This window comes from Kitasatospora sp. NPDC058965, assembly GCF_042741245.1.
GTDB lineage: Bacteria > Actinomycetota > Actinomycetes > Streptomycetales > Streptomycetaceae > Kitasatospora.
This window is the reverse complement of record NZ_JBHYKG010000250.1, coordinates 1-13,149: the sequence shown is the minus strand read 5'-3', so window position 1 is coordinate 13,149 and position 13,149 is coordinate 1. Positions and strand designations below refer to the sequence as shown.

Annotated in this window: 15 protein-coding genes and 1 pseudogene; 13 read left to right on the top strand and 3 right to left on the bottom strand. The window is 75.0% G+C overall.

What is annotated here, in order from left to right; translation table 11 throughout:
* Positions 1-36: 36 nt before the first annotated feature.
* From ACFW1A_RS30455 to ACFW1A_RS30420, 8 genes are read left to right on the top strand one after another with little or no spacing between them, the layout of a single operon-like run.
* A complete protein-coding gene (locus tag ACFW1A_RS30455; protein WP_380414398.1) occupies positions 37-1,647 on the top strand; it encodes a class I adenylate-forming enzyme family protein in 1,611 nt (536 codons plus the stop codon).
* Positions 1,644-2,930, top strand: a complete 1,287-nt coding sequence (locus ACFW1A_RS30450) for a beta-ketoacyl-[acyl-carrier-protein] synthase family protein (RefSeq protein WP_380414396.1) — start codon at positions 1,644-1,646, stop codon at positions 2,928-2,930. The genes ACFW1A_RS30455 and ACFW1A_RS30450 overlap by 4 nt, the downstream gene beginning before the upstream one ends.
* Positions 2,927-3,922 (top strand): VOC family protein, encoded by a 996-nt coding sequence (locus ACFW1A_RS30445; protein ID WP_380414394.1) that lies wholly within the window; start codon positions 2,927-2,929, stop codon positions 3,920-3,922. Before ACFW1A_RS30450 ends, ACFW1A_RS30445 begins: the two co-directional genes overlap by 4 nt.
* A 20-nt stretch (positions 3,923-3,942) precedes the next feature.
* Entirely contained in the window at positions 3,943-4,863 is a 921-nt protein-coding gene (locus ACFW1A_RS30440; protein WP_380414392.1) for a phytanoyl-CoA dioxygenase family protein, read from the top strand.
* The gene (locus ACFW1A_RS30435; RefSeq protein ID WP_380414390.1) at positions 4,860-5,831 is read left to right on the top strand and encodes a thiamine pyrophosphate-dependent dehydrogenase E1 component subunit alpha; all 972 of its coding nucleotides are present in this window, start codon (positions 4,860-4,862) and stop codon (positions 5,829-5,831) included. The genes ACFW1A_RS30440 and ACFW1A_RS30435 overlap by 4 nt, the downstream gene beginning before the upstream one ends.
* Positions 5,828-6,805, top strand: coding sequence for an alpha-ketoacid dehydrogenase subunit beta (locus tag ACFW1A_RS30430; protein ID WP_380414388.1), 978 nt, complete (start codon positions 5,828-5,830; stop codon positions 6,803-6,805). The genes ACFW1A_RS30435 and ACFW1A_RS30430 overlap by 4 nt, the downstream gene beginning before the upstream one ends.
* Before the next feature lie 43 nt (positions 6,806-6,848).
* The gene (locus tag ACFW1A_RS30425) at positions 6,849-7,280 is read left to right on the top strand and encodes a GNAT family N-acetyltransferase (protein ID WP_380414386.1); all 432 of its coding nucleotides are present in this window, start codon (positions 6,849-6,851) and stop codon (positions 7,278-7,280) included.
* A complete protein-coding gene (locus ACFW1A_RS30420; protein WP_380414383.1) occupies positions 7,270-7,965 on the top strand; it encodes a GNAT family N-acetyltransferase in 696 nt (231 codons plus the stop codon). The genes ACFW1A_RS30425 and ACFW1A_RS30420 overlap by 11 nt, the downstream gene beginning before the upstream one ends.
* A 55-nt stretch (positions 7,966-8,020) precedes the next feature.
* Here ACFW1A_RS30420 and ACFW1A_RS30415 read toward each other — a convergent pair whose 3' ends face one another.
* A complete protein-coding gene (locus ACFW1A_RS30415; RefSeq protein ID WP_380414380.1) occupies positions 8,021-8,221 on the bottom strand; it encodes a DUF4287 domain-containing protein in 201 nt (66 codons plus the stop codon).
* A gap of 50 nt (positions 8,222-8,271) precedes the next feature.
* The gene (locus tag ACFW1A_RS30410; RefSeq protein WP_380414378.1) at positions 8,272-8,919 is read right to left on the bottom strand and encodes a DUF998 domain-containing protein; all 648 of its coding nucleotides are present in this window, start codon (positions 8,917-8,919) and stop codon (positions 8,272-8,274) included.
* Between the two features lie 106 nt (positions 8,920-9,025).
* On the opposite strand from ACFW1A_RS30410, the gene ACFW1A_RS30405 reads away from it, so the two are divergent.
* Positions 9,026-9,646: a TetR/AcrR family transcriptional regulator gene (locus ACFW1A_RS30405; protein ID WP_380414376.1), complete on the top strand. Its 621-nt coding sequence runs from the start codon at positions 9,026-9,028 to the stop codon at positions 9,644-9,646.
* 34 nt (positions 9,647-9,680) lie between these two features.
* Here the strand turns inward: ACFW1A_RS30405 and ACFW1A_RS30400 are convergent, their stop codons facing one another.
* Positions 9,681-10,346 carry a phosphoribosyltransferase gene (locus ACFW1A_RS30400; RefSeq protein ID WP_380414374.1) on the bottom strand — a complete coding sequence of 222 codons (666 nt, stop codon included), beginning with the start codon at positions 10,344-10,346 and terminating at the stop codon, positions 9,681-9,683.
* A gap of 238 nt (positions 10,347-10,584) precedes the next feature.
* On the opposite strand from ACFW1A_RS30400, the gene ACFW1A_RS30395 reads away from it, so the two are divergent.
* From ACFW1A_RS30395 to ACFW1A_RS30380, 4 genes and pseudogenes are all read left to right on the top strand, one after another.
* On the top strand, positions 10,585-10,887 hold the full coding sequence (locus ACFW1A_RS30395; protein WP_380414372.1) for an urease subunit gamma: 303 nt from the start codon (positions 10,585-10,587) through the stop codon (positions 10,885-10,887).
* A 17-nt stretch (positions 10,888-10,904) separates the two neighbouring features.
* Positions 10,905-11,216, top strand: a complete 312-nt coding sequence (locus ACFW1A_RS30390; protein ID WP_380414370.1) for an urease subunit beta — start codon at positions 10,905-10,907, stop codon at positions 11,214-11,216.
* Complete coding sequence (locus ACFW1A_RS30385) at positions 11,209-12,918, top strand: urease subunit alpha (protein ID WP_380414368.1); 1,710 nt, start codon at positions 11,209-11,211, stop codon at positions 12,916-12,918. Before ACFW1A_RS30390 ends, ACFW1A_RS30385 begins: the two co-directional genes overlap by 8 nt.
* A pseudogene (locus ACFW1A_RS30380) lies at positions 12,915-13,149 on the top strand (urease accessory protein UreF); the annotation flags it as partial. The gene ACFW1A_RS30385 and the pseudogene ACFW1A_RS30380, both read left to right, overlap by 4 nt.

Sequence of the window (13,149 nt, the reverse complement as noted above, 5' to 3'; positions counted from 1 at the left end):
AGACTGTTTTTCCGTTCCAGACGAGAGAGCTAACCCATGAGCAATCGCAGTCTCCGCGCCCGGATGGCCGCGGACGAGCAGCTCGGCGCCGGCAACGTCCTGACCACCCGGATGCGGCTGGACCTGGACGTCGACGCACCGGCCCTGACCTTCGACACGGCCGTCGACGAGCACCCGGCCGTCCGCCCCTTGACGGTCCGTCAACTCGACGTCGCCGTCCGGGCCCGGGCCGCCGCGCTGGCCGCCCTCGGGATCCGCCCGCGGGACCCGGTGGTGGTGCACGCGAGCGCCGCCGCCGACCAGGTGCTCGGCTTCCTGGCCCTGGCCCGGCTCGGCGCGATCCCGGCGCTGCTCAACCCGCTGGTCGACCCCGAGCGCGCGGCCCGCTACATCGCCCGGCTCGGTGCGGTCGGGGTGCTGGCCGACGCCGAGCACCGCGCGGCCCTGGCCGGCCGGGACACGGCCGGCACCCCGCTGCTGCCGGACCTGCACGGCGATCCCGCGCACGCCCCCGAGCCCTACCCGCACTGGTCCGGCGACCCGGTGGCGATCACCCACTCCTCCGGCACCACCGGGCTGCCCAAGGCCGTGCTCCACTCGCACGAGAGCCTGTTCGCCGCGATCCGGCACCGGTTCGCGCTGCCCCGCCCGCAGGGCGCCGAGCGGATGCTCAGCGCGCTGCCCGCCGCGCACGCCGCCACCCTGATCGCGGTCAACCTGGCGCTCGGCTCGGGCGCCGAGCTGCTGCTGCTCTCCCAGCCCGACGGCGCCGAGGTGCTGGACCGGATCGAGCGCTGGCAGCCGCGCGGGGTGCTCGGCTTCGCCGCCACCTGGGCCGCGCTGGCCCGGTTCGACCTGAGCGAGCGGCAGCTGGACCCGGTCGCGCTCTGGTGGAACACCGGCGACTGCGCGCACGAGGCGCACATCCGCCGCCTGGTCGCGGTCGGCAGCCGCGAGCAGGCCACCCGGGCCGGGCGCACCCGGGTGCCCGGCTCGGTCTTCGTGGACGGCCTGGGCTCCACCGAGATGGGCCACTCGCACTTCTTCCTCACCCACACCCCGGAGTCCGACCGGTACGGCCGCTGCGTCGGCAAGCCGCACGCCTTCGTGGACTGCCGGGTGGTCGGGCCGGACGGCGCCGAGCTGGGCCCGGGCGAGGTCGGCGAGCTGATCACCAAGTCGCCGACCCTGGCCCTGGGGTACTGGAACGACTCGGTGACCACCCAGCGCACCCGGCTGCGCGGCTACTTCCGCACCGGCGACCTGGTGCGCCGGGACGAGGAGGGCTACTACTACCACGTCGACCGGCTGGTCGACGCGGTCGAGCTGCCCGGCGGCGCCCGGCTGTACACCGCGATGTCGGAGGAGCGGGTGCTGGCCGCCTGCCCCGAGGTGGCCGACTGCACGGTGGTGGCCCGTCGGGACGGCGACCAGGTGGTGACCGAGGTGCTGCTGCAGCTGGCGGCGGGCGCCGATCCGGCGGTGGACCGCACGGCCGAGGTGGTCGCCGCGCTGGAGCCGGCCGTGGCGCCGACGGTGCGCCGGGTCGCCGTGGTGGCCGACGAGGCGATCCCGCTGGGGCCGACCGGCAAGGTCCGCAAGGTGGTGCTGCGCGAGCAGCGGTCGGCCGAGCCGGTCGCCCGGTGAGCCGCGCGCTGCGCGGGCCGGCCGCCGTGGTCACCGGTATCGGCCTGCTCACCCCGCTGGGCCGCGGCGTCGACCGGGTGCTGGGCGCGCTGCTGGCCGGCCGCTCCGGGCTGGTCCGCCCGCCGGCGGACCACCCGGTGGCGGGCTGGCTGACCGAGGCGGGCATCGCCCCGCCGGTGGCCGGCACCGAGGTGCTGCCCGCCACCGAGACCAGGTGCGTGGACCGGTTCGTCCTGATGGCGCTCGCCGCTGCCGACGACGCCCTCGCCGAGGCCAAGCTGATGGTCGGTCAGAACGCCGACCCGCACCGGGTCGCAGTGGTGCTCGGCACCGGCGGCGGCGGGCTGGAGACCTACGAGGCCCAGGCCCTGCGCCGCGAGCAGCGCGGCCGGCCGGCGGTCAGCCCGTACCTGCTGCCCGGCATGCTGAGCAACATGGCGGCGGCCCGGATCGCCATCAAGTACGGCATCCGGGGCTACAGTTCGGCGCCGGTGACGGCCTGCGCGGCCGGCGCCCAGGCGGTCGCCGAGGCGCTGCGGCTGATCCGGGCGGACGAGGCCGATGTGGTGGTGTGCGGCGGCACCGACTCCTCGCTGCACCCCACGGTGGCTGCCGCCTTCACCAACTCACGTGCCCTGGCCTCTGGTTGGGGAGATCCGGGGGAGGCCTCCCGGCCCTTCGACCGGCGGCGCAACGGTTTCGTGCTGGGCGAGGGCGCCGGTGTGCTGGTGGTGGAGCGGGCCGAGCACGCGGCCGCCCGGGGCGCCGCCGGATACGCCGAGCTGCTCGGCTGGGGCGCCTCCACCGACGCGCACCACCCCACCATGCCGCGGCCGGACGGCGCCGGCGCCGCCGACGCGGTGCGCGCCGCCCTGCGCAGCGCCGGCCTGGCCGCCGCGGACATCGACTACGTCAACGCGCACGGCACCGGTACCCGGCTCGGCGACCGCGCCGAGGCCGCCGCGCTGCGCGCCGTGTTCGGGGCCGACGGCCCGGCGGTCAGCTCCACCAAGGGCGCCACCGGCCACCTGCTCGGCGCGGCCGGCGCGGTGGAGGCCGCGATCAGCGTGCTGGCGCTGGCGGGCGGCGTGCTGCCGCCCACCGCGAACCTGGACGAGCCGGACCCCGAGTGCGAACTGGACCACGTCCGCACCGCGGCCCGGCGCGGCCCGGTCCGCGCCGTCCTGTCCAACTCCTTCGCCTTCGGCGGCCACAACCTGAGCCTGGTCTTCGGTCCGCCGCCCACCCCCGTCGCCAAGCATCCCGTGGGAGAACCCTCGTGACCGTGCAGGACATCGCCTACGTCGAGTTCCACGTGGCCGACGCGGACAAGACCGCGGCCGGACTGGCGACCGACTACGGCTTCGCCGTCCGCCCGCTGCCCGGACCGCAGCGCCCGGGCACCACCGCCCGGCTGGCGGTGCAGGGCAGCGTCCGGCTGGTGCTGGTCAGCGCCGCCGACCCCGAGCACCCGGTCGCCGAGTCGGTGCGCCGGCACGGCGACGCGGTGGCCGTCCTCGCGCTGCGCTGCACCGATCCGGCGGCGGTCCGCCGAGCGGCGCTGGCGGCCGGCGCGGCCGACCTGCCGGAGCGCGGACTGGTGGGCGGATTCGGCGAGTTGGCGCTGAGACCGGTCGACGACCAGGACCCGGTGCTGGCGGTGGCCGGCCCGGGCGGACTGCTGCGCTCGCTGGACCACGTGGCGATCTGCGTCCCGGGCGGACAGCTGGCCCGGACGGTGGCCTACGCCGGGTCGGCGCTCGGCCTCGGCGAGATCTTCGGCGAGTTCATCGAGGTCGGCGCGCAGGCGATGGACTCCCGGGTGGTGCAGAGCGCCTCCGGCCGGGTGACCTTCACCCTGCTGGAGCCGGACCTGGGCCGCGAGCCGGGCCAGATCGACGCGTTCCTGGCCGGCCACGGCGGCGCGGGTGTCCAGCACCTGGCCTTCGAGACCGGCGACATCGCCCGCGCGGTGCGCGAACTCGGCGGGCGCGGCGTGGAGTTCCTCAGCACACCGGGCACCTACTACGAGCAGCTGGCCGAGCGGGTGGCCGAGTGCGCGATCCCGGTCGAGACGCTGCGCGAGCTGCACGTCCTGGTGGACGAGGACCACGGCGGCCAGCTCTTCCAGATCTTCGCCCGGTCCACCCACCCGCGCCGCACCTTCTTCCTGGAGCTGATCGAGCGGCGCGGCGCCGGCACCTTCGGCTCGGCGAACATCAAGGCCCTCTACGAGGCGGTCGAGCGCCAGCGCGCCGCCGCCGGCGACCACTGACCGACAGGAGGAACGGCGCGATGACCGACCTGATCACCCCCCGGTTCGCCCTCGACCCGGACGAGGCGGCCCTGCTGCCCACCGACCGCGAGGTGCTGGACTACCTGGAGCACGGCTGGTACCTGTCCCGGAAGCTGTTCAGCGACGCGGAGCTGGACGCCCTGCAGGCCGCCACCGAGACCTACTACGCCGGCCTGAAGGACCGCGAACTGCCGCTGCGCCCGCCGAACCTGGCCGCCTGGACGCCGGCCGACGGGGACGTGCAGCGGCACAACGACTACGTCCACTACGAGAGCGCGGAGATCCGGAAGATCCTCTGCAAGCCGCTGCTCGGTGCGGTGGCCGCCCGGCTGGCCCAGACCGAGCAGATCCGGGTCTTCCAGGCCACCCTGATCCTCAAGCCGCCGAACCCGGCCGAGCCGAGCAACGTGGTGCCCTGGCACTTCGACAAGCACTACTGGCAGACCTCGACCTCGCAGCGGATGCTGACCGCCTTCGTCCCCTTCCACGACTGCGGCACCGAACAGGGCACCATCACCATGGTGGACGGCAGCCACCAGTGGCAGGAGCGCCCGGGCGGTGACGACTCCAGCCGCCACTTCGCCCGCCGCGACCGCGCCGAGTTGGAGGAACTGCTCACTCTGAACGCCGAGTTCAACGGGGCGACGGTGACCAAGGTGCCGGTCGTGATCCCGCGCGGCCACGTCTCCTTCCACCACTGCCGCACCTACCACGGCAGCGGCCCCAACCTGGCCGCGCACCCGCGCCGGGCGGTCTCGCTGCACCTGCAGGACGGCGGCAACCGCTACCGGCCCTACCTGCGGCCCGACGGCAGCCCGGTGGTCTACAACCACGACGTGCTGGTGCGCCGCACCGCCGACGGACTGCCGGACTACGCCGACCCCGAGTACTGCCCGGTGGTCTGGCAGGAGTCGCGGTGAACCCCGCGCCGCTCGCCACCGCGGCCGACCGGTACCGGATGATGCGGTTGATCCGGGAGTTCGAGACCCGGGCGCTGGCGCTGGTCCGCGAAGGGCTGATCGTCGGCGGCACCCATCCGTACATCGGGCAGGAGGCGGTGGCGGTCGGCGTCTGCGCCGCGCTGCGCAGCACCGACCAGCTCACCAGCACCCACCGCGGCCACGGCCACGTGCTGGCCAAGGGCGCCGACCCGGGTCGCTTGCTGGCCGAACTGCTGGGCCGTGAGAACGGGTTGAACCACGGCCGGGGCGGGTCGATGCACGCTGCCGACTTCTCGCTCGGGATCCTGGGCGCCAACGGGATGGTGGGCGCGGGCGCCCCGATCGCGGTCGGCGCCGCCTGGGCGGCGGCCCGGCGCGGCGAGGACACCGTGGTGGCCGCCTTCTTCGGGGACGGCGCGCTCAACCAGGGCGTGCTGCTGGAGTCGCTCAACCTGGCCGCGATCTGGCGGGTGCCGGTGGTCTTCGTCTGCGAGAACAACGGCTACGCGACCACGCTGCCGGCCGCCGCCGGGGTGGCGGGCAGCGCGGTCGGACGGGCCGCCGCCTTCGGGATCCCGGCCGAGACGGTGGACGGGATGGACGTGGCCGCGGTCGCCGCGGCCGCCGAACGGGCGGTGGCCCGCGCCCGGGCGGGGGAGGGGCCCGGGTTCGTGGAGTGCCTCACCTACCGGTTCGAGGGGCACCACACCGTCGAGCGGCGGATGAAGCTCGCCTACCGGGACGCGGCGGAGCTGGCCGCCTGGCGGCAGCGCGACCCGCTGCTGCTCGACCCGCCCGGGCAGGCCGCGCGAATCGACCAGGAGGTGGCCGAACTGATGGACAAGGCCGAGCAGTTCGCGCGGGGCGGAGCGGTGCCCGAGGTGGCCGCCGCGAGCCGCTACCTGTATGCCGACGGACTGCGCGCCAGGGCGGGGGCCGGCGCGTGAGCTGGCTCTCCTACCCCAAGGCGTTGAACCGGGCGCTGGCCGACGCGCTCACCCGGGACGAGGCGGTGTGCGTCTTCGGCGAGGACGTCGGCGCCGGGATGGCCGGGGTCACGCTGGGCCTGCGGGACCGGTTCGGTGCCGGGCGGATCGTCGACACCCCGCTGTCCGAGCAGGCGTTCACCTCGGTGGGCATCGGTGCCGCGCTGGCGGGGATGCGGCCGGTGATCGAGCTGCAGATCCCCTCGCTGCTGTACCTGACCTTCGAGCAGATCGCGAACCAGGCACACAAGTTCTCGCTGATGACGGGTGGACAGGCCCGGGTGCCGCTGACCGTGGTGGTGCCCGGATCCGGCTCCCGGCTGGGCTGGGCGGGCCAGCACTCGGACCAGCCGTACAGCCTGTTCGCCCACGTGGGCGTGAAGACCGTGGTGCCGGCCACGCCGAGCGACGCGTACGGCCTGCTGGCCACGGCGATCCGGGACGACGACCCGGTGCTGCTGTTCGCCCCGGCCGCCGCGCTGCCGGTGCGCGAGGACGTGGTGGCCCCGCTGACCCCGATCCCGCTCGGCTCGGCCCGGATCCACCGGCCGGGCACCGAGGTGACCGTGGTGGCGATCGGCCACCTGGTGCACGAGGCGCTGGCGGTGGCGGACGAGCTGGCGGGGGAGGTGGACGTGGAGGTGCTCGATCCCCGGTCGCTGCACCCCTTCGACTGGGACACGCTGGGCGACTCGCTGGCGCGGACCGGCCGACTGGTGGTGGTGGACGACGCCAACCGCAGCTGCGGCTTCGCCGCCGAGCTGCTGGCCACCGCCGCCGAGGAGTTCCGCCTGGTCGCCCCGCCCCGCCGGGTGACCAGGCCGGAGGGTGCGGTGCTGCCCTTCGCCCCCGAGCTGGACCGGGCGATGCAGCCGGGCCGGGAGGCCCTGCGGGCCGCGGTCCGGGCGGTGCTGAAGGGGCGGTGGGCCTGCTGAAAACGAGTGGTCGGCCGGGTGCGGCGGCTGCTTGGATCCGGGCATGACGACTGAACTCCCCGAGGGCTACGAGATCTCCACCGACCCGGCCCGGCTGGACCGCCCCCTGGTGCACCGCTGGCTCGCCGAGGAGTCCTACTGGGCGAAGGACCGGCCCCGGGAGAAGCACGAGCGGGCGGTCGACAACTCGCTCAACTTCGGGCTGTACGAGGCCGCCACCGGCGCCCAGCTCGGCTACGCCCGGGTGGTCACCGACCGCACCACCTTCGCCTGGCTCTGCGACGTCTTCGTGGCCGAGCCCGCCCGGGGCCTGGGCCTCGGCACGGCCCTGGCCGCGGCGGTGCGGGACGAGCTGATGCCGCTCGGCCTGCGCCGGGTGATGCTGGCCACCCTGGACGCGCACGGCGTCTACGCGAAGGTGGGCTTCGAGCCGCTGACGATCACCGAGAAGTGGATGCTCCTCGGTGAGCAGTGACGCACCGGAACGGGCCCGGGCCCTGTGGTCGACACTGGCCGGGGCCCGGTTCCCGGCGGTGGGCGCCGAGGTCGTGGTGCGACCGGACTCGGGCCTCGGCCCACCGGGCTGGTGCGGGATCGTCCGGCTGGGGGAGGGGGCCCTGCTGACCGCCCCGACCTCGGCGGCGGCCGAGCGGCTGCGCGCCGCCGCGGTCGGGCCGGCCGTGCTCGACCTGACCGCCGCCGCGACCCTGGTCGCACGTCTGGGCGGGGCGGACCTGATCGGTCCGGCGCACCTCGCCTACCTGGACCCGGCGGAGTTCCGCCCGGCCGACCGGCCGGCGGCGCTGCTCCCCGAGGACCACCCGGCCCTCGTCGCGCTGCGCGCCCGCGCCACCCCGGCGGAGGCCGACGAGACCGGCCTGGAGAACCTCACCTTCGCCGCACTGGCCCCGGACGGCCGGGCCCTCGCCGCGGCCGGGTACGAGACCTGGCGCGGTGTTGCGGCCCACCTCAACGTCTTCGCCGACCCCGCCCACCGCCACCGCGGCCATGCCCGCACCGCCGCCTCCGCGGCCGTCGCGCACGCACTCGCCGCCGGCCTGCTGCCCCAGTGGCGGGCCCGCCCCGAGGCCTCCCGCCGGCTCGCGGCGGCCCTGGGCTTCCGGGAGTACGGCGCCCAGCTCGGCCTGCGGCTGGGCTGACGGGGCCCGGGGGCTCCGGGGGGGGGTGGGGTCCGGCGGCCCCGCCCCCCGGCGGTCACTCGGCCAGTGTTGCCGCGACCAGGGCGTTCGCGTGGCCGTGGCCGAGGCCGTGCTCGGCCTTGAGCCAGCCGACCAGCTCCATGTGCTTGCCGAGCGGGGAGCTGCGGATCAGCTCCTGCCACTCGGCGACCGGGCGGCCGTACTTCTTCTCGATGGCGGGGAAGTAGCTGGCGGGGCCCTTGACCGGCTCGGTCATGTCGTTCTCCTCGGGTCGGTGGATCGATCACATGGTGCACTGAGGGTCTGTCAGACCCGGGCGAGCCGCAGCGAGACGGCCGTCAGCCCGAGCAGGCCGGCGCCCGCGCCGAGGGTGAAGGCCAGCATCGAGGCGGCGGAGCTCGCGAATCCGGCGAGGACCAGGACGGGCAGCACCCGCGAGCCGATCGCCCAGCCGCGCTCGCCGCGCCCGGCGAAGTGGCGGGCCAGCACCAGGAAGGCCGCGACCAGGGCGAGGTAGCCGAGGGTGCCGCTGAGCAGGTGCAGGGTGCCGGGCCAGCTCAGCGTGGTGCCGTTGGCCGCCGGGTCGTCCGCGGGGAAGCCCTTGCCGGGGTCGGCGGTGAACACGCCCGCGGTCAGGAAGGAGACGCCGAAGGCCGTGATCAGCCGGGGCGCCCAGACGCCGCCGGGTCGGCCGCGCAGGGCCCGGCGCAGGCCGGTCGCACCGGCGAGCACCAGGACGCCGGTGACCAGGAAGTCGGTCACCTGGAGCCAGCCCAGGTCGCCGAGGCTGAGCTGGCTGAGGGCGTTGCGGGTGAAGTCGAAGCCGTCCCTGGTCAGCCCCTGGAGCACTCCCAGCCCCAGGAAGAGCGGGCCGGCCGCGGCGCCCGCGGACAGCAGGGTGCGGGTGGTGGGCCGGAAGCCGGTGCTGGTCGAGGCCCCGATGGTCTGCGTCATGGTGGTGTTCCCCCGGAGTAGAACTGGACGGTGTGGTACTCGTTGCGCTCCGGGCGCTACAGTAGACCGGAGAGAACTGGACTGTCCAGTACTGAAAGGGGCGGGGATGGACCCGAGCGAGCAGAGCCGGTCGGCGCGCAAGCACCAGGCGATCATGGAGGCCGCGACCGAGGCGTTCATGGCCAAGGGCTACGCGGGCACCAGCATGGACGACATCGCCCGGCTGGCCACGGTGTCCAAGCAGACCGTCTACAAGCACTTCGCCGACAAGGAGAAGCTGTTCGCGGAGATCGTGCTGGCCACCACCGACCAGATCGAGGGCATGATCGAGCTGGTCTCCGACATCCCGGCCGAGGCGGCCGGGTTGGAGTCGAACCTGACCCGGCTGGCGGACCGGTTCCTGGCCGCGCTCACCCATCCGCGGGTGCTCCAGCTGCGCCGGCTGATCATCGCCAACGCCGACGCCTTCCCCGAACTCGGCGCGGCCTGGTACGAGCAGGGCTTCGAGCGGGTCCTCAGCACCCTCGCGGCCAGCTTCGGCAGGCTCGCCGACGCGGGGCTGCTGCGGATCGAGGACCCGCTGCTGGCCGCCCACCACTTCTCCGGCCTGCTGCTCTGGATCCCGGTGAACCGGGCGATGTTCCACGGCAGTGCGCAGCACACCCAGGCCGAGCTCGACCGCTACGCCGCGGCGGGCGTCGCCGCGTTCCTGCGGGCGTACCGCTGAGGCCGCCCGCCCCCGCGCCCCGGCGGCCGGGGCGTCACTGCCGGTCCGCGGTGAGCAGCCGCCGGACGTCCCGGTCGGTGGTCTGGTCGAAGTCGTCGTAGTACTGGCCGACCGCCATGAAGGCCGGCGGGGCGCTCAGGCAGACCAGGTCGTCGGCGAGCGGGCCCAGCAGGCGCAGCGCCTCGGGGGCGGCGACCGGGACGGCGAGCAGCAGTTGGGCCACCTCGCGGCGGCGCAGCACCGCCATGGCGGCGCGGACCGTGGCGCCGGTGGCCACGCCGTCGTCGACCACCAGCACCGCGCGGCCGGCCACGTCCAGCGGCGGCACCGGGCCGCGCAGGCGCTCGGTCCGCTCGGCCACCTCCTCGGCGGTGGCGTGCGCGAGCCGCTCCAGTTCGGCGGCCCCGATGCCCAGCGCGGCGACGATGTCGTGGTTGAAGAGCCGGATCCCGCCCTCGCCGACCGCGCCCAGGGCCAGTTCGGGCTGGCCGGGCGCGCCGATCTTGCGGACCACCAGGATGTCCAGCGGCGCGCCGAGCGCGCGGGCCACCTCGTGGGCGACCGGGACCCCGCCGCGCGGCAGGCCCAGCACCACCGGATCGTCGGCCCGCCAGGCGGCGACCCGCTTGCCCAGCAGGCGTCCGGCCCGGGTGCGGTCGCGGAACCGGACCGGTCGGCCGGGATCGTGGAAGACGGTCATCGTTCCTCACCTCCTTCCAGACTGCCACGCGAACGGGCGGTGAGCGGTGCGACACGGTCCGGCGCACTCCTCAACCGGGGTGCGGGTCCGCTACGGTTACGGCCACGAGAACCAACCTCCCGCGTGCGGGCCGGAGGTGGCGACGGCCGTGGGGCCGCGCCGTGCTCGCGCCCGGGAGTCCCCCACGCGGCACAGCGCTGTGTCCGCGCCCTCTGAACTCCCCTTGAGGTGCGCGCAGATGAGGCTCACCCCCCACGAGCAGGAACGCCTGCTGATCCACGTCGCCGCCGAGGTGGCCGCCGCCCGGCGGGCCCGCGGACTGCGGCTCAACCACCCCGAGGCGGTCGCGCTGATCACCTCCCACCTGCTGGAGGGCGCCCGGGACGGGCGCAGCGTCGCCGAACTGATGGACTCCGGGCGGCGGGTGCTGACCAGGGCCGACGTGATGGACGGCATCGCCGAGATGATCCCGGACGTGCAGGTCGAGGCGACCTTCCCGGACGGCACCAAGCTGGTCACGGTGCACGGGCCGATCCGGTGAGCGGCTCTGCGGAGGAGATGATCCCGGGTCAGCTCCTGCACGGCGAGGGCACGGTGAGGCTCAACGCGGGCCGCCCGGTGACCAGGATGGTGGTCCGCAACGGCGCGGACCGACCGGTCCAGGTCGGCTCGCACTACCACTTCGCCGAGGCCAATCCGGGACTGGAGTTCGACCGCGAGGCCGCCCACGGGCAGCGGTTGGACATCCCGGCCGGGACCGCGGTGCGGTTCGAGCCGGGGATCCCGCAGGAGGTGGCGCTGGTGCCGATCGGCGGCCTGCGCGAGGTGCACGGGCTGCGCGGCGCGGTGGCCGGGAGGCTCGATGGCTGAGCTGTCCCGCGAGCGGTACGCCGAGCTCTACGGTCCGACGGCCGGCGACCGGATCCGGCTGGCCGACACCGCGCTGCTGATCGAGGTGGAGGAGGACCGCTGCGGCGGCGGGGACGAGGCGGTCTTCGGCGGCGGCAAGGTGATCCGCGAGTCGATGGGCCAGGGGCGGGCCACCCGGGCCGAGGGCGCGCCCGACACCGTGATCACCGGTGCGGTGGTGCTGGACCACTGGGGGATCGTCAAGGCGGACGTGGGCATCCGGGACGGCCGGATCACCGCGCTGGGCAAGGCCGGCAACCCGGAGACCATGGACGGGGTGCACCCGGCGCTGGTGATCGGCCCGGAGACCGAGGTGCTGGCCGGCAACGGGCGGATCCTGACCGCGGGGGCGATCGACGCCCACGTGCACTTCATCGCCCCGCAGTTGGCCGCGGAGGCGATCGGCTCCGGGATCACCACGATGATCGGCGGCGGCACCGGCCCGGCCGAGGGCTCCAAGGCCACCACGGTCACCCCGGGCGGCTGGCACCTGGCCCGGATGTTCGCGGCCCTGGACGGCCTGCCGGTCAACATCGGGCTGACCGCCAAGGGCAGCACCGTCAACCCGGAGGCGCTGCACGCCCAACTGCGGGCCGGCGCGATCGGCTTCAAGATCCACGAGGACTGGGGCGCCACCCCCGCCGCGCTGGACGCCTGCCTGCGGGTCTGCGAGGCCACCGGCGTCCAACTCGCCCTGCACACCGACACCCTGAACGAGGCCGGCTTCGTGGCGGACACGCTGGCCGCGATCGGCGGGCGCGGCGTGCACGCCTACCACACCGAGGGTGCCGGCGGCGGGCACGCGCCGGACATCATCACCATCGTCTCCGAGTCGAACATCCTGCCCAGCTCGACCAATCCCACCCGCCCGCACACCGTCAACACGCTCGACGAGCACCTCGACATGCTGATGGTCTGCCACCACCTGAGCCCCTCGGTGCCGGAGGACCTGGCCTTCGCCGAGTCGCGGATCCGGCCGAGCACCATCGCGGCCGAGGACATCCTGCACGACCTGGGCGCGATCTCGATCATCAGCTCGGACTCGCAGGCGATGGGCCGGATCGGCGAGGTGATCAGCCGCACCTGGCAGACCGCGCACTGCATGAAGCTGCGGCGCGGCGCGCTGCCCGGCGACGGCCGGGCGGACAACACCAGGGCCCGGCGGTACGTGGCGAAGTACACCGTCAACCCGGCCGTGGCGCACGGGATCGACCACGAGGTCGGTTCGGTGGAGCCGGGCAAGCTGGCCGACCTGGTGCTCTGGCACCCGGCCTTCTTCGGGGTCAAACCGGACCTGGTGCTCAAGGGCGGCCAGATCGCCTGGGCGCAGCTCGGGGACGCCAACGCCTCCATCCCGACCCCGCAACCGGTGCTGCCCCGACCGATGTTCGGCGCCTTCGGCCGGGCTCCGGGGGCCAACTCGGTCAACTTCACCTCGCAGCAGGCGGTGGCCGACGGCCTGGCGGACCGGCTGGGCCTGGACAAGGCGTTCAGCGCGATCCGGGACACCCGGCGGGTGACCAAGGAGGACATGGTCAACAACAGTGCCCGCCCCGACGTGCGGGTGGCCCCGGACAGCTTCCGGGTGACCATCGACGGCGAGCCGGTGGTGCCCGCACCGGCCGTCGAACTCCCGCTCGCCCAACGCTACTTCCTGTTCTGATGACGGCCGCCCTGTTGCTCCTGGCGGACGGCCGGTTCCCGGCCGGCGGGCACGCCCACTCCGGCGGGGTGGAGGCGGCGGTGGCGGCCGGGTCGGTGACCGACGCCGGGTCGCTGGAGCAGTTCCTGGTCGGCCGGCTGCACACGGCCGGGCTGACCGCGGCCGGACTCGCCGCGGCGGCGGCCCGGGCCGACGGGCCCTCGCCGCTCGCCGCGCTCGACGGCGCCGCCG